At 67.2% G+C, this 16,442-nt stretch carries 15 protein-coding genes; 8 read left to right on the forward strand and 7 right to left on the reverse strand.

Going from position 1 to position 16,442, the window contains the following annotated elements; translation table 11 throughout:
* The 7 genes from FFI87_RS16030 to FFI87_RS16060 form a co-directional block, all read right to left on the reverse strand.
* Positions 1-918, reverse strand: coding sequence for an ABC transporter permease subunit (locus FFI87_RS16030; RefSeq protein ID WP_138847008.1), 918 nt, complete (start codon positions 916-918; stop codon positions 1-3).
* Between the two features lie 4 nt (positions 919-922).
* Positions 923-1,933: an ABC transporter permease subunit gene (locus tag FFI87_RS16035; protein WP_011658160.1), complete on the reverse strand. Its 1,011-nt coding sequence runs from the start codon at positions 1,931-1,933 to the stop codon at positions 923-925.
* A gap of 117 nt (positions 1,934-2,050) precedes the next feature.
* Positions 2,051-3,679 (reverse strand): ABC transporter substrate-binding protein, encoded by a 1,629-nt coding sequence (locus FFI87_RS16040; RefSeq protein WP_105831974.1) that lies wholly within the window; start codon positions 3,677-3,679, stop codon positions 2,051-2,053.
* 315 nt (positions 3,680-3,994) lie between these two features.
* Positions 3,995-5,302, reverse strand: a complete 1,308-nt coding sequence (locus FFI87_RS16045; protein ID WP_011658162.1) for an MFS transporter — start codon at positions 5,300-5,302, stop codon at positions 3,995-3,997.
* Between the two features lie 191 nt (positions 5,303-5,493).
* On the reverse strand, positions 5,494-5,805 hold the full coding sequence (locus FFI87_RS16050; RefSeq protein ID WP_006751923.1) for a high-potential iron-sulfur protein: 312 nt from the start codon (positions 5,803-5,805) through the stop codon (positions 5,494-5,496).
* 151 nt (positions 5,806-5,956) lie between these two features.
* Complete coding sequence (locus FFI87_RS16055; RefSeq protein WP_012364924.1) at positions 5,957-7,066, reverse strand: NAD(P)/FAD-dependent oxidoreductase; 1,110 nt, start codon at positions 7,064-7,066, stop codon at positions 5,957-5,959.
* Positions 7,067-7,191: 125 nt separating this feature from the next.
* Positions 7,192-8,172: an AAA family ATPase gene (locus FFI87_RS16060; RefSeq protein ID WP_105831977.1), complete on the reverse strand. Its 981-nt coding sequence runs from the start codon at positions 8,170-8,172 to the stop codon at positions 7,192-7,194.
* 405 nt (positions 8,173-8,577) lie between these two features.
* On the opposite strand from FFI87_RS16060, the gene FFI87_RS16065 reads away from it, so the two are divergent.
* The 8 genes from FFI87_RS16065 (at position 8,578) to FFI87_RS16100 (ending at position 16,377) form a co-directional block, all read left to right on the forward strand.
* Positions 8,578-9,066 (forward strand): hypothetical protein, encoded by a 489-nt coding sequence (locus FFI87_RS16065; protein WP_138847007.1) that lies wholly within the window; start codon positions 8,578-8,580, stop codon positions 9,064-9,066.
* Between the two features lie 5 nt (positions 9,067-9,071).
* Entirely contained in the window at positions 9,072-9,887 is an 816-nt protein-coding gene (locus tag FFI87_RS16070) for an endonuclease/exonuclease/phosphatase family protein (protein WP_011658166.1), read from the forward strand.
* 90 nt (positions 9,888-9,977) lie between these two features.
* Entirely contained in the window at positions 9,978-10,625 is a 648-nt protein-coding gene (locus tag FFI87_RS16075) for a LysE family translocator (protein WP_138847006.1), read from the forward strand.
* A 227-nt stretch (positions 10,626-10,852) separates the two neighbouring features.
* Positions 10,853-11,623: a ferredoxin--NADP reductase gene (locus FFI87_RS16080; protein WP_006751917.1), complete on the forward strand. Its 771-nt coding sequence runs from the start codon at positions 10,853-10,855 to the stop codon at positions 11,621-11,623.
* A gap of 416 nt (positions 11,624-12,039) precedes the next feature.
* The gene (gene rqpS, locus FFI87_RS16085) at positions 12,040-12,855 is read left to right on the forward strand and encodes a quorum system sensor histidine kinase RqpS (protein WP_138847005.1); all 816 of its coding nucleotides are present in this window, start codon (positions 12,040-12,042) and stop codon (positions 12,853-12,855) included.
* Positions 12,856-12,862: 7 nt separating this feature from the next.
* A complete protein-coding gene (rqpR, locus tag FFI87_RS16090; protein ID WP_012364928.1) occupies positions 12,863-13,519 on the forward strand; it encodes a response regulator transcription factor RqpR in 657 nt (218 codons plus the stop codon).
* 208 nt (positions 13,520-13,727) lie between these two features.
* Positions 13,728-15,128: an amino acid permease gene (locus tag FFI87_RS16095; protein ID WP_012364929.1), complete on the forward strand. Its 1,401-nt coding sequence runs from the start codon at positions 13,728-13,730 to the stop codon at positions 15,126-15,128.
* A gap of 223 nt (positions 15,129-15,351) precedes the next feature.
* Positions 15,352-16,377, forward strand: coding sequence for an XdhC family protein (locus tag FFI87_RS16100; protein ID WP_006751913.1), 1,026 nt, complete (start codon positions 15,352-15,354; stop codon positions 16,375-16,377).
* Positions 16,378-16,442: the final 65 nt, after the last annotated feature.

Here is a 16,442-nt window from a genome sequence, read left to right on the forward strand (position 1 = left end):
TCAGGCCATCCGCTTCAGTTTGGGATCGAGCGCGTCGCGCAGCCCGTCGCCGAGCAGGTTGATCGCGAGCACCGAAATCAGGATCGACAGGCCGGGCATCGTCACGATCCACCATGCGTTGTCGATGTAGTCGCGCGCGGACGCGAGCATCGCGCCCCACTCGGCGGTCGGCGGCTGCACGCCGAGGCCGAGGAAGCCGAGCGCGGCCGCGTCCAGAATGGCCGACGAGAAGCCGAGCGTCGCCTGCACGATCAGCGGCGCCGTGCAGTTCGGCAGCACCTGCGAGAACATCAGGCGCACCGTGCCGGCACCGGCCACGCGCGACGCCGTCACGTACTCCTTCTGCAGTTCGCCGAGCGCCGACGCGCGCGTGAGACGCACATAGGCCGGCAGCGCGACGATCGCGATCGCGAACATCGTATTGGTGAGGCCCGGGCCGATGATCGCGACGACCGCGACCGCGAGCAGCAGCGACGGCAGCGCGAGCAGCACGTCCATGATGCGCATCACGGGCGTGTCCGCCCACTTCTGGAAGAACGCGGCGACCAGGCCGAGCACGATGCCGGGGATCAGCGCGAGCACGACCGACACGAAGCCGATCCAGAACGACATCCGCGCGCCGAACATCAGGCGCGAAAGAATGTCGCGGCCCGCTTCGTCGGTGCCGAGGATGAAGTGCCAGTTGCCGCCTGCGAGCCACGCGGGCGGGATCTTCACGTAGTCGCGGTATTGCTCGACCGGGCTGTGCGGCGCGATCAGCGGGGCGAGCAGCGCGACCAGGATCAGCACCAGCACGACGATGCCGGCGCCGACCGCGCCGCGGTTGCGCGAGAAGTTGGCCCAGAACTCGCGCAGCGCGAGCGCACGGCCGCCGGCCGGCGCGGATTCGCTCGGCAGGGTGTTTTGCAGATTGCTCATGGAATTACCTCGTGTGGCGGATGCGCGGATTCAGCACGCCGTACAGCAGGTCGACGACCAGGTTCACGACGATCACGAGCGTCGCGATCAGCAGGATGCCGCCCTGGACGACCGGATAGTCGCGACGGCCGATCGCATCGATCAGCCACTTGCCGACACCGGGCCACGAAAAGAGCGTCTCGGTCAGCACGGCGCCCGCGAGCAGCGTGCCGATCTGCAGGCCGATCACGGTGACGACCGGGATCAGCGCGTTGCGCAGCGCATGCACGACGACCACGCGCGCGGGCGACAGCCCCTTCGCGCGGGCGGTGCGGATGTAGTCCTCGCGCAGCACTTCGAGCATCGACGAGCGCGTCATCCGCGCGATCACCGCGAGCGGGATCGTGCCGAGCACGATCGCGGGCAGGATCAGGTGGCTGACCGCCGACTTGAACGCACCTTCGTCCGGCGCGAACAACGCGTCGATCAGCATGAAGCCCGTCGGGTGCGGGAAGTCGTATTCGACCGCGATGCGCCCCGACACGGGCGTCCAGCCGAGATACGAGGAAAACACCATGATGAGGATCAGCCCCCACCAGAAGATCGGCATCGAGTAGCCGGTGAGCGCGGTGCCCATCACGCCGTGATCGATGGCCGAGCCGCGTCGCAGCGCGGCGATCACGCCGGCCGGCAGGCCGACCGCGAGCGCGAACACGAGCGCGCACAGCGACAGCTCGACGGTCGCCGGGAAGCGTGCGAAGAATTCGCCCGCGACGCTGGTGTTGGTGATGATCGACGTGCCGAGGTCGCCGTGCAGCGCACGGCCGATGTAGTGGATGTACTGCAGCGGCAGCGGCTGGTCGAGGCCGAGCCGTTTCATTGCCTCCGCATGCATCGCGGGATCGACGCCGCGCTCGCCCATCATCACTTCGATGGGGTCGCCCGGTATCAGGTGAATCAGCGCAAACGCCAGGATGGTGATGCCGATGAAGGTCGGGATCACCATGCCCACGCGGCGCAACACGAAAGTGAACATGATGCGTCTCGTATTTTCTTGTGGGAAATGTGCGACCGGCGACGGGAAGCTTTTGGCCTCCCGCCGCCGGATGAATAGTGCCTTCTCGATCTATGCAGACAGCTTACACGGGTCGTGTTACTTCACGCCGACACCGTCGAAGCGGGCGTAGCCGAGCGGCTCGATGCGCATGTCGACCACGTTCTTGCGTACCGGCTGGTAGACCGTCGAGTTCGCGATCGGCGAGAACGGCAGCTGCTGCGCGAAGATCTGCTGAGCCTGCGTGTAGATCTTCGTGCGCGCGTCCTGGCCCGTCGTCGTGCGGCCCTTCTGGACCAGCTCGTCGAACGGCTTGTAGCACCAGTGCGAGAAGTTGTTGCCCTTGATCGCCTCGCAGCCGAGCAGCGTGCCGAGCCAGTTGTCCGGGTCGCCGTTGTCGCCCGTCCAGCCGATCAGCATCGTGTCCTGCTCGCCCGTGTGCGCACGCTTGATGTACTCGCCCCACTCGTACGTGACGATCTTCGCCTTCACGCCGATCTTCGCCCAGTCGGCCTGGATCATCTCGGCCATCAGGCGGGCGTTCGGGTTGTATGCGCGCTGCACCGGCATGGCCCACAGTGTGATGTCGAAACCGTTCGGGAAGCCTGCCTTCGCGAGCAGCGCCTTCGCCTTCGCGGTGTCGTACGCGGGCATCTTCAGGTTCTTGTCGTACGACCATTGGGTCGGCGGCACCGGCGCGGTGGCGGCCTGGCCCGCGCCCTGATAGACGGATTCGAGGATCGCCTTCTTGTTGATCGCCATGTCGAGCGCCTGACGCACCTCGAGCTTGTCGACCGGCTTGTGCTCGACGTTGTACGCGAGGTAGCCGAGGTTGAAGCCCGGCTGCGACGGCATGTCGATGCCCGAGTCGGCCTTCAGCGTCGCGATGTCGGCCGGCCGCGGATAGCTCATCACCTGGCATTCGTTGCGCTTGATCTTCTGCACGCGCACGCCCGGATCGGGCGTGATCGAGAAGATCAGCTTCGACAGCTTCACCGCGCCCTTCTTCCAATAGTCAGGATTGCCGTCGAAACGGATCGTCGCGTCCTTCGTGTAGCTGCGGAAGATGAACGGGCCCGTGCCGACCGGCTTCTGGTTGATGTCGGCGGCCTTGCCGGCCTTCATCAGCTGGTCGCCGTATTCGGCCGACAGGATCGACGCGAATTCCATCGCCATGTTCTGGATGAACGGTGCGTTCGGTTCGGCCAGCGTGAACTTCACGGTGTACGGATCGACCTTCTCGATCTTCGTGATCAGCTTGTCGAGGCCCATGTCGGTGAAGTACGGGAACGACACCGGGTAGGCCTTGCGGAACGCCTGGTTCGGATCGAGCATGCGCTCGAACGAGAACACGACGTCGTCCGCGTTGAATTCACGCGTCGGCTTGAAGAAGTCGGTCGTGTGGAACTTCACGCCATGACGCAGGTGGAACGTGTACACCTTGCCGTCGGACGAGACGTCCCACTTCTCCGCGAGGCCCGGCTCGACCTTCGTGCCGCCGCGCTCGAATTCGACGAGCCGGTTGTAGACGGTGAACGTGGCGGCCGTGAAATCGACGCCGGTCGTGAATTGCGCGGAATCAAAACCCGCCGGGCTGCCTTCTGAGCAGTAGACGAGCGTTTTGTTCGGGATCTGTGCGAATGCAGAACCCGCGACGCCGAGCGATGCCGCTGCCACGCCTGCAATGGCGGTAACACGCAGGGTGTGCAACAGACGGTTGTATTCCATGTTTCCTCCAGGTTTCCAGATCGGAACCGGTCCCCCAGGGGCCGGGTACGCGGATATTACTTGAGCTAGCGATTCTGCAACAAGCTGGAGAAAAAACTCTTCTAGACGCAATTCCGCGGGTTTTTGCGGATGTCTGGCACACGCGAAAAGTGCCTCTGCACGCGCGGGCGGCCATTTCGCCGATCCGGCGCGTGTTTCCTTCGTCAACTAAACAATTTGTACGCGCCGATAGCGGCACGTCAGCCCGTTTTCGGGCCATGCCGCGCGCATTGTTGCAGTGTTGGAAACGATGCGGTGCCCGCACTGCACGCGGGATCAGTCCGGCGCGTCGAGATCCGCGTTGCGCGCGGGCACGAACGCGACGGCGACGATCGACAGCGCGAGTCCCGCCATCACGTAGTAGGTGGGCGCGAGCGGCGTGCCCGTCGTCTTGATCAGCCACGTGACGATGAACTGCCCGAACCCGCCGAACAGCATCACCGCGACGTTGTACGCGATCGACAGCCCGGTCGAGCGCACGTTGGCCGGGAACAGCTCGGCGATCATCGCGCCGAACGGCCCGTAGTAGCCCGCGAGGGTCACCGACAGCACGGCCTGCACCGCGATCAGCCGCCCGATGCTCGGCGCGGCGTCGAGCCACGCGAACAGCGGGTACATCAGCGCGAGCGTCAGCACGAGCGACCACAGCGACAGCCCCTTGCGGCCGATGCGGTCCGACCACGCGCCCGCGATCGGCGACAGCACCATCAGCAACAGATTGCCGATGATCACCGCGTAGAACGATTCCGCGTACGGCAGCTTCAGTTGCTTCACCGCGAAGGTCGGCAGATAGCTGATCAGCACGTAGATCGTGACCGTCAGCGCGATCACCGAGCCGAGCCCGCACAGCACCTCGCGCGGATAGCGCGTGAACACTTCGCCGAGCGTCGCGCGGCGCGCGCTTTGCTGTGCATGCAGGAATGCTTCGGAATCGGCGAGATGACGGCGGATATAGAAACCGATCGGACCGATCACGAGCCCGAGGATGAACGGCACGCGCCAGCCCCAGCTGCGCAGCGCGTCGTGCGACAGCCCGCGCGTGATCGCCGCGCCGACCAGTGCGCCGATCAGCAGCGCGGCCGCCTGGCTCGCCATCTGCCAGCTGCCGTAGAAACCGCGTTTCGAGAATGGCGCGGCTTCGATCAGCAGCGCGGTCGCGCTGCCGAATTCGCCGCCGGCCGAGAAACCCTGCAGCAGGCGGCCGAGCACGATCAGGAGCGGGCCGCCGATGCCGATCGCCGCATAGGGCGGTGCGATCGCGAGCAGGAAGATGCCGGCCGTCATCAGCAGGATCACGAGCGACAGCGCGGCCTTGCGGCCCGCGCGGTCCGCATAGAGCCCGAACACGATGCCGCCGATCGGGCGCATGAAGAATGCGACGCCGAACGTTGCGGTGGTCAGCAGCAGTGAAGAATATTCACTGGAAGTCGGGAAGAACAATTCGGCGATCACGACCGTCATGAAGCCGAACACCGTGAAGTCGTACCACTCGAGCGCATTGCCGATCACTGCCGCCACGACCGCGCGCCGGTTCAGCGCACGCTCGGGCCGCGCCGTTTTCGTTGAATTCGCAATCGTCGCCATGCGTGTCTCGTCCTCGTGAATTCGCCGTGTCGGGCGGTGCGGCGCGCGGAGGGGCCGCGGCGCGCTGGTGTGCAGCGAGTGTAGAAAGCGACGGAACCGTTTTCAAGCATAAAAAACGCCCGCCATCTTCCGATGGCGGGCGTTTCGCGGTTTTCGCCACATTGCGGCACCGCACGATGCCGCTGTGCACGTCAACCCATCTTCGAGAATGCGCTGCACCAGCCCTTCGCCGACACCTGCTTGCCGGGGAACGCGCCGCACGGGCCCGAGGCGGAGCCCTTCTTGCCCTGGTACAGCATGCAGGCCGCGCAATCCTGGCCCGCTGCGTATTTCGGATACTTCGTCTTGTCGACCTTCGTGGCATCGGCCTTGTAGCCGAGCGCCACGGCGGTCGGATCGGTTTCCGACAGCATCGGCGCATCGGCCAGCGCTTCGCGCGACAGCGCCAGCGCGGACACGGCGCCAATGCTCGTGATCAGGAAACTCCGACGGGTTGTTTTCATGGGGGACTCGCTCCAACGTTATTGGTTTGAAAGCCGTTCTGTCGACAGCCGTTCGACAGAATAACCGCCATGCAGACAAATGTGCGCGCCGAAATGCCGGAGATAAGAGATTTCACACGGGGCGTCGCACGGTCGGCGCCGCCCGTGCGCATCACGCGTTCGACGTCATGTCGCCGACGCGCTGCGCGAGCGCGAGCGACGCGGTCAGCCCCGGCGACTCGATGCCGAACAGGTTCACGAGCCCGCGCACGCCGTGCTGCGCGCCGCCCTGCACGATGAAATCGGCCGGGGGCTCGCCCGGCCCCGCGAGCTTCGGACGGATCCCGGAGTAAGCCGGCTGCAGCGCGTCGTCGGGCAGTTCGGGCCAGTATGCGCGGATCGACGCGTAGAACGCCTGCGCGCGCGCCGGATCGACTTCGTAGCGCAGCGCATCGACCCATTCGACGTCCGGGCCGAAGCGCGCCTGCCCGGCCAGGTCGAGCGTCAGGTGGATGCCGAGCCCGCCCCGCTCGGGCATCGGATACACGAGGTGCGAGAACGGCGCCCGCCCGGACAGGCTGAAGTAGTTGCCGCGCGCGAGATAGAGCGGCGGCACCCAGTGCGGATCGAGGCCGCGCGTGCGGCGCGCGAGCGCCTGCGCGCCGAGGCCCGCGCTGTTGATCACGCACGCCGCCTCGATTTCGGTCGGCGCGTCGCCACCGGTGCGCACGACGAAGCGGCCGCCGCGCAGCACGTCGATCGACTCGACCGGGGATTTCAGCACGCACGTCGCACCGTTGCGCTGCGCGTCGCCGAGCAGCGCGAGCATCAGCTGGTGGCTGTCGACGATGCCGGTGGACGGCGAGAACACCGCCTCCACGCAGTCGAGCGCGGGCTCGAGCGTCTGCGCCTCGGCGCGCGTGAGCGGCAGCAGGTCGAGCACGCCGTTTTCCGCCGCGCGCGCGGCGAGCGCCTTCAACTGCTTCACCTGCGCGACGCTCGTCGCGACGATCAGCTTGCCGATGCGCCGGTGCGGCACATGATGCGTTTCGCAGAATTCGTACAACAGTTCGCGCCCGCGCACGCACGACATCGCCTTCAGCGTGCCGCGCGGGTAGTAGAGCCCCGCGTGAATCACCTCGCTGTTGCGCGAGCTCGTGCCCGTGCCGATCGCATCGGCCGCCTCGAGCACGATCGTTTCACGCCCGCGCGCGGCCAGCTCACGCGCGATCGCAAGACCAACGACACCTGCGCCGATCACCACACAATCCGTCTGATCCATGGCGTTTCGCGTCGCTCACGCGTCGAGGGGAGAGAAAGGGATTGTACGTCCCGGTTCGCCCGCTTGCCGAACCATGTGTATCGGCATGTACGCGCGCGAACCGCGGCGAACCGAGCGCCGCCGCCTCAGAACCCGATCGGTCGGCGCTTCGCGGCCCCCTCGTCGGCGCGGATGTCGGACGGTGCGATCACGTCGCGGCCGTCGAGCCGCGCGGCGCCGAACGCATGCAGCAGCGCGCGGCGCATCGTGCGCGGCGGCGTGGCGGCGAGCACGTCGAGCGCGTCGTCGTCGAGCGTGTCGGGGAAGCGCTGCCCCCACGCGTGCGACGTGCGGATCTCGTCGTAGATCGTCTGCGCGATCCGTCGCGCGCCGGCCGCATCCGGCGGCGCGATCTCGTACACGTTCATCCGGTTCAGCAACGGCTCCGGAATCGCCTGCGCTTCGTTCGCGGTCGCGATCCAGATCACGTTGCCCGCATCGATCGGCACTTCGGCGAATTCGTCGACGAACGCGCGCGCCGTGTCGTGCTCGAGCAACGCATACAGCGCGCCGAGCGGATCGTATTGCGCGTCGCTGCCGGCCTTGTCGATCTCGTCGACCGCGATCACCGGGTTCGCGTAGCTGCCGTTGACGAGCGCCTCGAACACCTTGCCGGGCTTCGCGTTCTTCCATTGCGACGACGCGCCCGACAGGATCCAGCCGGCCGTCAGCGAACTCATCGGCACGTAGTGATACGCGGTGCCGAGCAGCTTCGCGAGCGCCTTCGCGAAATGGGTCTTGCCGATGCCGGGCGGCCCGAGCAGCAGGATCGGCATCAGTTCGAGCCGGTCGTCGGTCTCGAGGCACAGCGCGACCTGCTTGCGCACGTCGTCGAGCGGCTCGGTGAAATTGGGCAGCGCGTCGCCGAGCTCGTCGAACGACGGCATCCGGTTCGGCTTCACGCAAAAGCGCAGATTGCCCGTCTTGAGCATCCGCTCGTAGGTGGCGCGCAGTGCGTCGCTCGCGCTCTCGTTCAAGTCGTTGAGCGCGGTCTCGACCTGCTCGAGGTCGTACACCGTGCTGAAGGATGCCACCGCCAGTTCCTGTTTCACCATCGCCGTCGTCATACCAACCTCGCTCCTGCTGCCATCACACGACCATCAGACCCTTACGATTTCAGTGTAGCGATCCCGCATCGGCGTGCAAGCAAGCAGCCGTCCGACACTGCTGCTAACACCGCGCGCGCACTGCAGTGTCGGGCCGCGCGGCGTATCATCGACGGTTCACCGGCCGTCGCGCCGGTCCGGCTACGATCCGGACGCGAGCGAAAACGCCTCGTTACCGAGCGCGCGAGCGTCGCAGGGTTCGCGCGGCTTTTTCGCTTGAAAACGCGTGACGCGCACCTACCTTTCTATCAGGACCGGATCGTGCTGCGAACCCGCGGCGACGCGTCCTGTCACACCACCGTCCAAATCGATCGGGCGTAAGATGTGCGTCCATTCCCCGCTACCCCGCGTTTCCGGAGAAGTTTCATGCTGAAACACGGCCTGGCCGTCCTGCTCGCGAGCGTCGCGCTCGCGGCCCATGCGCAGAGCCCCGCACCGGCCGCCGTCGCATGGGAGATCCAGGTGGTGCGCGACGGTCAGACGATCGACACGTTCCAGCAGCGCACCACCGTCGGTCAAACCCGCACCGACACCCATCGCTATCCGTCCGCCGTGCCCGTCGGCTGCGGCAATGCCGCGCGCGTCGTGCCGACCGAGCGCTCGCGCTCGGTGACGGTCGCGCCGCTCACCGTCGACGACGCCGCGCACACGGTGTCGCTCGCGCTCGACGTGCAGGAAACCCTCGACGACGAAAACGCGACGCGCAGCGATCCGTGCGTGCCCGCGTCGCCGCGGCAGATCGTCGCGAGCCATCCGGGGTTGTCGGTCGGCGGCGAGGCCTGGACCGACTGGACGCTCGTCGAACAGCATCCGCATCTCGTCTACCGCGTGCGTGCGCGCGTCGCGAAGGACTGAGCGCCATGTCCGCCGACGCCCTGTCCCTGCCGTTCGCCGAACCGCACGCCGCGCCCGACGAAATCACCGCGGTCAGCTGGAACCTGCACAAGGGCCGCTCGCCGCTCGGCTTCACCGCGTGGAATGCGATGCGCAACTGGATGCAATCGACGCACGCCGACGTGTATTTTCTGCAGGAAGCGATGGCGCGCCGCATGCCGCGCCCGATGCTTGCAACCGGCTTCGGCGCACCGATCGACGACGCGGTCGACGACGTGTGGCACTGCCAGGCCACCGAGATCGCGCAGGCGCTCGACTGGCAGATCGCGCTCGGGCCGAACGTGTTCAAGCCGTCGTGGCGGCACGGCAACGCGATCCTGTCGCCGCACCCGCTCGACCTCGGCGGCCGCTGGGACATCTCCGCGCACCGCTTCGAGCGGCGCGGGCTGCTGGTCGCGCGCGCGACGCTCGCCGGCGCGCGGCCCGTCACGCTGCTGTGCGCGCACCTCGCGCTCACGCGCGCCGCGCGGCTGCGCCAGATGCACTGGATCGCGCACTGGATCGTGCGCAACGCAGGCGACGATCCGCTCGTGCTCGCCGGCGACTTCAACGACTGGCGCAACGATTCGGTCGCGTTGTTCGGCGAGATCGGAATGTCCGAGGTCGCGACGCTGCTCGGCCAGTCGGGCCGCACGTTCCCCGCGTTCTCCCCGGCGCTTGCGCTCGACAAGATGTTCGTGCGCGGGCTGACGCCGCTCGAATGGCAGGCGCCGTCCGGCGAAACCGCGTGGCTGTCCGACCACCTGCCGTATATCGCGCGGCTGCGGCTCGATCCGCGGTGACGCACTGACGCCCTTGAAGCCCTGACGCCGCAAGCGCGGTTGCACGGCGCGCGCTACAGTAGCGCTTTGCCCGCCCGCCGCCGCGTCGCCATGAGCTACCTCCCGATCCTGCTGCAAATCGCCGTCGTCTACCTCGTCGCTGCGATCACGCCCGGCCCGAACTTCTTCATGATTTCGCAACTGTCGCTCGCCGGGCGGCGCAGCCTCGGCGCGGCGTCGGCACTGGGCGTGGGCACTGCATCGATCGCGTGGGCGACGCTCGCGATGCTCGGCCTCGCAGCCGTGCTGCATCAGGTCGAATGGCTGTACGAGACGATCCGGATCGGCGGCGCCGTCTATCTCGTGTATTTCGGCATCAAGCTGCTGCGCTCGGGCGTGCGCCGCGACGCGGCGCCGGTCGACACCGCAGCCGCGAGCGCGCCGCTGGCCGCGCCGCACCTGCGCGACTATCTGCGCGCGTATCGCAGCGGCCTGCTCACCTGCCTGACCAACCCGAAATCGTGCGCGTTCTGGACCAGCGTGTTCGCGGCGATGCTGCCCGCGCACGTGCCGCTGTGGTTCAACGGCGCGGTGCTGGTGACGATCGGCGTGCTGTCCGCCGGCTGGTATTCGTGCGTCGCGTTCCTGTTCGCGAGCCCGCGTGCGCAGCGCGGCTACCGGCGCGTGCGGCGCCCGCTCGACGCGCTGTGCGGCGTTGCGCTCGTCGGTCTCGGCGCGAAGCTCGCGGCCGATCGTTGAAAGCCCATTGAAATGATTCGTTGCGCCAAATCCGCGCAGCCGGGCGGGTCAAGCCCGCATCGGTCCCAAGCAGGGTAAAATAGCCAGTTCCTCAAACGTCTGTCATCGAGAAGGCGCGTGTCCGACGCGCCGGCCGGCCGATCCGCGATCGGGCCGACGCACTCGGTTTTTTTGCCCGTTTTTGGGCCCGTTACACGCGTTCGCTACGCGCGTCCGTTTTCAAAGCCATGAGCAAATACGACACCGCCACCGTCCAATCCGTCCATCACTGGACCGACACGCTGTTCAGCTTCACCTGCACCCGTGAGCCGAGCCTGCGCTTCAACAACGGCGAATTCACGATGGTCGGCCTCGAAGTCGACGGCAAGCCGCTCGCGCGCGCCTACTCGATCGTCAGCCCGAACTACGAAGAGCACCTCGAATTCTTCAGCATCAAGGTCCAGAACGGCCCACTGACGTCGCGCCTGCAGCACCTGAAGGTGGGCGACTCGGTGCTGATCGGCAAGAAGCCGACCGGCACGCTCGTCGCCGACAACCTGCTGCCCGGCAAGACGCTGTGGATGCTGTCGACCGGCACGGGCCTCGCGCCGTTCATGTCGATCATCCGCGATCCGGACATCTACGACCGCTTCGACAAGGTCATCCTGACGCACACCTGCCGCCTGAAGGGCGAGCTGGCGTACATGGACTACATCAAGCACGACCTGCCCGGCCACGAGTACCTCGGCGACATCATCAAGGAAAAGCTCGTCTACTATCCGACGGTCACGCGCGAAGCGTTCGACAACGAGGGCCGGATCACCGACCTGATCGCGACGGGCAAGCTGTTCACGGATCTCGGCGTGCCGGCGTTCTCGCCGGAAAACGACCGCGTGATGCTGTGCGGCAGCACCGCGATGCTGAAGGACACGACCGATCTGCTGAAGCAGGCTGGCCTGGTCGAAGGCAAGAACAGCGCACCGGGTCACTATGTGATCGAGCGCGCATTCGTGGACTGATCGCTCCCCGAATTTGTGCGGCATCAAGAAACCGGAGCAAAAGCTCCGGTTTTTTTTCGTCCCCACTTGGCGAATTCGTAACAAACTGCGACCATCTCATCTCAAATAGTTACATTTTGATACGGGCGGCCCCGGTGCTTTCGTGTCGGTGTTTTTCCTACAACAGGTTCGTTCCGATTATTCACATTTACCCTTAAATGTCCGCCCGACATGACCTTTTCCGATTTTTTGGGATATTATTCGGCCCGCGCGGTTGCTGTTCGGATGGTCATTGAAGGGTCGGAGTCAAACGTTACAAGATGTAACTTTTGTTACCTCGGCACGGGGCGACTCTCTGGCGGCTGCCGTCATCGAAACGGCAGCCAATCCACGCAGCCAGCCGGTGTGTGAATCGCTTTCTGACAGCAGGGAGAGTCATGGATACGTCGCTCAACGCGCCCCCCGGCGCCCACGCCCCGTTCCCGTCGCGGCCGCTCGTGCACAGCCGCATCGCGGCCGCACCCGTGGCCGAAGCCCTGCCCAAGCGCGACGCATCCGCCGCCCGGATCGCGACGCTGTCCAGCCAATTGATGGCAGCCGACGAAGCCGCCCGCCGCCATCTGGCCGGCGAGTTGCATGACGGGCTCGGCGCCGAACTCACCGCCGCCCGATTCGCGCTCGCAAACGTTCAAACGTGGCTGCCGGCCGATGCGCCCGAAGGCTGCCTGCGCGCGCTCGAACTGGCGCAGCAGGCACTCGACGCCGCGACCGACGCGAACCGCCGCCTGATCGACGAGCGCGACACGCCGGCGCTCGACGGCGGGCTCGTCGGCGCGCTGTCGACGTGGGTCGGCAGCCACGCGGCCCGCACCGGCCTGCGCACGAGCTTCGTCTGCGCGGCCGACGCACGGCTCACGCAGCTCGCCGGCGCGAGCGCGCTTGCGATCTTCCGCGTCGCGCAGGAAGCGCTGTCGAACGTCGCGAAGCATGCGCGCGCGGCGTCCGTCGACGTGCGGATCGACACGGACGGCTCGCATCTGTCCCTGATCGTCACCGATGATGGGACCGGTTTCTCGCGCCACCGGCGTGTCGGCTACGGCCTCGCCGGCATGCGCGCACGCTGCGAGGCGTTCGGCGGCAGCTTCGACACGCGCGCGCCGGAATCGGGCCGCGGCACGCGCATCACCGCGCGTTTCGCATGGAACTCGCTATTCGCGGTGCCGGCCGCCGCGCGCCGCGCGTCGCGTTCGTGAGGTCGCGATGAGCCTGAACATCCTGCTCGTGGACGATCACGCGATCGTCCGGCAAGGGGTCCGCCACCTGCTGATCGACCGCGGCGTCGCGCGCGAAGTGACCGAAGCCGAGACCGGCAGCGATGCGGTGGCCGCCGTCGACCGCCAGACCTTCGACGTGATCCTGCTCGACATCTCGCTGCCGGACACCAACGGCATCGAGTTGCTCAAGCGCATCAAGCGCAAGCTGCCGGGCACGCCGGTGCTGATGTTCTCGATGTACCGCGAGGACCAGTACGCGGTGCGCGCGCTGAAGGCCGGCGCGTCCGGCTACCTGTCGAAGACGGTGAATGCCGCGCAAATGATCGGCGCGATCCAGCAGGTCGCGGCCGGCCGCAAGTACGTGAGCCCGGCGATGGCCGAGGCGCTCGCCGAATACGTGTCGTTCGAGAACGAACCGCTGCCGCACGAGAAACTGTCCGATCGCGAATACCAGACGCTCTGCATGCTGGCGTCGGGCAAGCGCCTCACCGACATCGCGAACACGCTGTCACTGTCGGTGAAGACGGTCAGCGTGTACCGGTCGCGGCTGCTCGAGAAGATGCGGCTGTCGAACAACGCGGAACTGACGTTCTACGTGATGAGCAACCGGCTCGTCGACATGGCGCCCGCGTCGGGCGGCTGATTCATCGGATTCACCGGAATCGCGCGAGGCGCGCCGCGCCGGCCGGCCCAGGTCGCCGCCGCTGCGTGCAAGCGCTTGTTTTCTCGGACGATTCCGCCGCGCGCCGCTGCACCGCAGCGGGGCTTGCGCGCCAAATCGGCTAAAATTGCGGGTTTTCTTTCCCTCACTCGGCGCCGCCGCGTTCGCGCGCGCTGGAGACTCATCCGCAATGTCCCTCTTCCGCAAGAAAAACGTCGATCGCATGATCGCCGGCGCGCACGGCGCCGGGCTCAAGAAAGCGCTCGGCGCAATCGACCTCACCTTCCTCGGCATCGGCGCGATCATCGGCACCGGGATCTTCGTGCTGACTGGCACGGGCGCCGTTCAGGCCGGCCCCGCGCTGATGCTGTCGTTCGTGATCGCGGCGATCGCGTGCGGCCTCGCGGCGCTGTCGTACGCCGAATTCGCGTCGACGATTCCGGTCGCGGGCTCGATCTACACGTACTCGTACGCGACGCTCGGCGAGCTCGTCGCATGGATCATCGGCTGGGACCTGATGCTCGAATACGGCCTCGCGGCGTCGGCCGTGTCGGTCGGCTGGTCGGGCTACCTCCAGTCGCTGCTGCAGGGCTTCGGGCTCGCGCTGCCCACCGTGCTGACGGCCGCGCCCGGCGCGATCCCCGGGGTCGTCACGTGGTTCAACCTGCCCGCGTTCCTCGTGATGCTGGTGATCACGACGCTGCTGTCGATCGGCATCCGCGAGTCGACCCGCATCAACAACATCATGGTGTTCATCAAGGTGTCGGTGGTGCTGCTCGTGATTGCGGTCGGCCTGTTCCACGTGACGCCCGCGAACTGGAAACCGTTCATGCCGCACGGCTGGAACGGCGTGTTCGGCGCGGCGGCCGTGATGTTCTTCGCGTTCATCGGCTTCGACGCGGTGTCGTCGGCGGCCGAGGAAGTGAAGAATCCGAAGCGCGACCTGCCGATCGGCATCATCGCGTCGCTCGCGGTGTGCGCGGTGCTGTACGTGACGGTCGCGGCGGTCGCGACCGGCATCGTGCCGGCGGCCCAGTACGCGAACGTGTCGCACCCGATCTCGTACGCGCTGCAGATCGCCGGCGAGAAGTGGGTCGCGGGCTTCATCGATCTCGGCGCGGTGCTCGGCATGCTGACCGTGATCCTCGTGATGAGCTACGGCCAGACGCGGATCATCTTCGCGATGTCGCGCGACGGGCTGCTGCCGGCGATGCTGTCGCGCGTGCATCCGCGCTTCGCGACGCCTTTCCTGACGACCTGGCTCGTCGGCCTGTTCTTCGGGCTGATCGCCGCGCTCGTGCCGCTGAACGTGCTCGCCGAGCTGATCAACATCGGCACGCTCGCCGCGTTCTCCATGGTGTCGATCGCGGTGCTGGTGCTGCGCCGCACGCACCCGGAGCTGCCGCGCGCGTTCCGCTGCCCGGGCGTGCCGGTGGTGCCGATCCTCGCGGTCGCCGCGTGCCTGTTCCTGATGCTGAACCTGCAGCCCGTCACGTGGGCCGCGTTCGGCATCTGGCTCGTGATCGGCCTCGTGATCTACTTCCTGTATTCGCGGCACCACTCGAAGCTCGCCCGCGGCCACGCGGACTGACATCCGGCTGCGACGCGCCGCGTCGCTCCGCTGCAACGGCGCACCCGCCTCGCGGGCGCGCCGTTTGCATTTGTGGGGCGGCGGGCAGCGTGTGCGGGCGGCCTGAACGGGTCGTCCGAACCGTTCCTCCCGATCCCCGCCACCGATCGGCCACGCGCCGGCGCACGGCAAGCAAGGCTGCGGCGGGCGCGTCATAATGCGCCCAATCAATGAGGTAACGACGATGGAAAGTGTGGATCTCGACGTGCTGAAGTCGAGCGCGCGCTGGCTCGACGAAGGGCGCCGCGTGCTGCTCGTGACGGTCGTGAAGACGTGGGGCTCGTCGCCCCGCCCCGAAGGCGCGATGCTCGCCGTGCGCGAAGACGGGCTCGTGGTCGGCTCCGTGTCTGGCGGGTGCATCGAGGACGACCTGATCGCCCGCGTGCATGCGAGCGGCATCGCGGCCGATGCGCGCCCGGAAGCGGTCAAGTACGGCGTGACGGCCGAGGAAGCGCACCGCTTCGGGCTGCCCTGCGGCGGCACGATCCAGCTCGTGCTGGAGCCGCTCACGCGCGACAGCGGGATTGCCGCGTTGTGCGCCGAGGTGGAAGCCGGCCGGCTCGTCACGCGCACGATGACGCTGGCGACCGGCCGCGCGTCGCTGTCGCCCGCGCAGGCAACCGACGGGCTCGCGTTCGACGGCGAACGGCTCGTGACGATCCACGGCCCGCGCTACCGGATGCTCGTGATCGGTGCCGGGCAGTTGTCCCGCTATCTGTGCCAGATCGCGGTCGGGCTCGACTACCAGGTGACGGTCTGCGATCCGCGCGAGGAGTACACGGATGCGTGGGACGTGCCGGGCACGCGGGTCGTGCACACGATGCCCGACGACACCGTGCTCGACATGAAGCTCGACGCGCGTTCGGCCGTGATCGCGCTCACGCACGACCCGAAGCTCGACGATCTCGCGCTGATGGAGGCGCTCAAGACGCCCGCGTTCTACGTGGGCGCGCTCGGCTCGCGGCGCAACAACGCGGCGCGGCGCGAGCGGCTGCTCGAATTCGACCTGAACGACGCGGAACTGGCGCGGCTGCACGGGCCGGCCGGCATCTACATCGGCAGCCGCACGCCGCCGGAAATCGCGATCTCGATCCTCGCCGAGGTCACGGCCGCGAAGAACAACGTGTCGCTGCCGACGATCCTGCAGGTCGAGGGGGCGAAGGCCGCCCGCGAGATCGCGGCCAACAACGGCGCGACCTGCGGCCTGTGAGGGCGGCCGGCGCGGGCAGCCGCGCAGGGCCGTCGCGCCGGAGGCGCGCACCACGCGGCGGCGCA

Source organism: Burkholderia sp. KBS0801 (genome assembly GCF_005937855.2).
GTDB classification, from domain to species: domain Bacteria; phylum Pseudomonadota; class Gammaproteobacteria; order Burkholderiales; family Burkholderiaceae; genus Burkholderia; species Burkholderia ambifaria.

Coding starts and splice junctions, on each gene's coding strand:
- FFI87_RS16030 (WP_138847008.1), bottom strand. CDS start 918: ATGAGCAATCTGCAAAACACCCTGCCGAGCGAATCCGCGCCGGCCGGC.
- FFI87_RS16035 (WP_011658160.1), bottom strand. CDS start 1,933: ATGTTCACTTTCGTGTTGCGCCGCGTGGGCATGGTGATCCCGACCTTC.
- FFI87_RS16040 (WP_105831974.1), bottom strand. CDS start 3,679: ATGGAATACAACCGTCTGTTGCACACCCTGCGTGTTACCGCCATTGCA.
- FFI87_RS16045 (WP_011658162.1), bottom strand. CDS start 5,302: ATGGCGACGATTGCGAATTCAACGAAAACGGCGCGGCCCGAGCGTGCG.
- FFI87_RS16050 (WP_006751923.1), bottom strand. CDS start 5,805: ATGAAAACAACCCGTCGGAGTTTCCTGATCACGAGCATTGGCGCCGTG.
- FFI87_RS16055 (WP_012364924.1), bottom strand. CDS start 7,066: ATGGATCAGACGGATTGTGTGGTGATCGGCGCAGGTGTCGTTGGTCTT.
- FFI87_RS16060 (WP_105831977.1), bottom strand. CDS start 8,172: ATGACGACGGCGATGGTGAAACAGGAACTGGCGGTGGCATCCTTCAGC.
- FFI87_RS16065 (WP_138847007.1), top strand. CDS start 8,578: ATGCTGAAACACGGCCTGGCCGTCCTGCTCGCGAGCGTCGCGCTCGCG.
- FFI87_RS16070 (WP_011658166.1), top strand. CDS start 9,072: ATGTCCGCCGACGCCCTGTCCCTGCCGTTCGCCGAACCGCACGCCGCG.
- FFI87_RS16075 (WP_138847006.1), top strand. CDS start 9,978: ATGAGCTACCTCCCGATCCTGCTGCAAATCGCCGTCGTCTACCTCGTC.
- FFI87_RS16080 (WP_006751917.1), top strand. CDS start 10,853: ATGAGCAAATACGACACCGCCACCGTCCAATCCGTCCATCACTGGACC.
- rqpS (WP_138847005.1), top strand. CDS start 12,040: ATGGATACGTCGCTCAACGCGCCCCCCGGCGCCCACGCCCCGTTCCCG.
- rqpR (WP_012364928.1), top strand. CDS start 12,863: ATGAGCCTGAACATCCTGCTCGTGGACGATCACGCGATCGTCCGGCAA.
- FFI87_RS16095 (WP_012364929.1), top strand. CDS start 13,728: ATGTCCCTCTTCCGCAAGAAAAACGTCGATCGCATGATCGCCGGCGCG.
- FFI87_RS16100 (WP_006751913.1), top strand. CDS start 15,352: ATGGAAAGTGTGGATCTCGACGTGCTGAAGTCGAGCGCGCGCTGGCTC.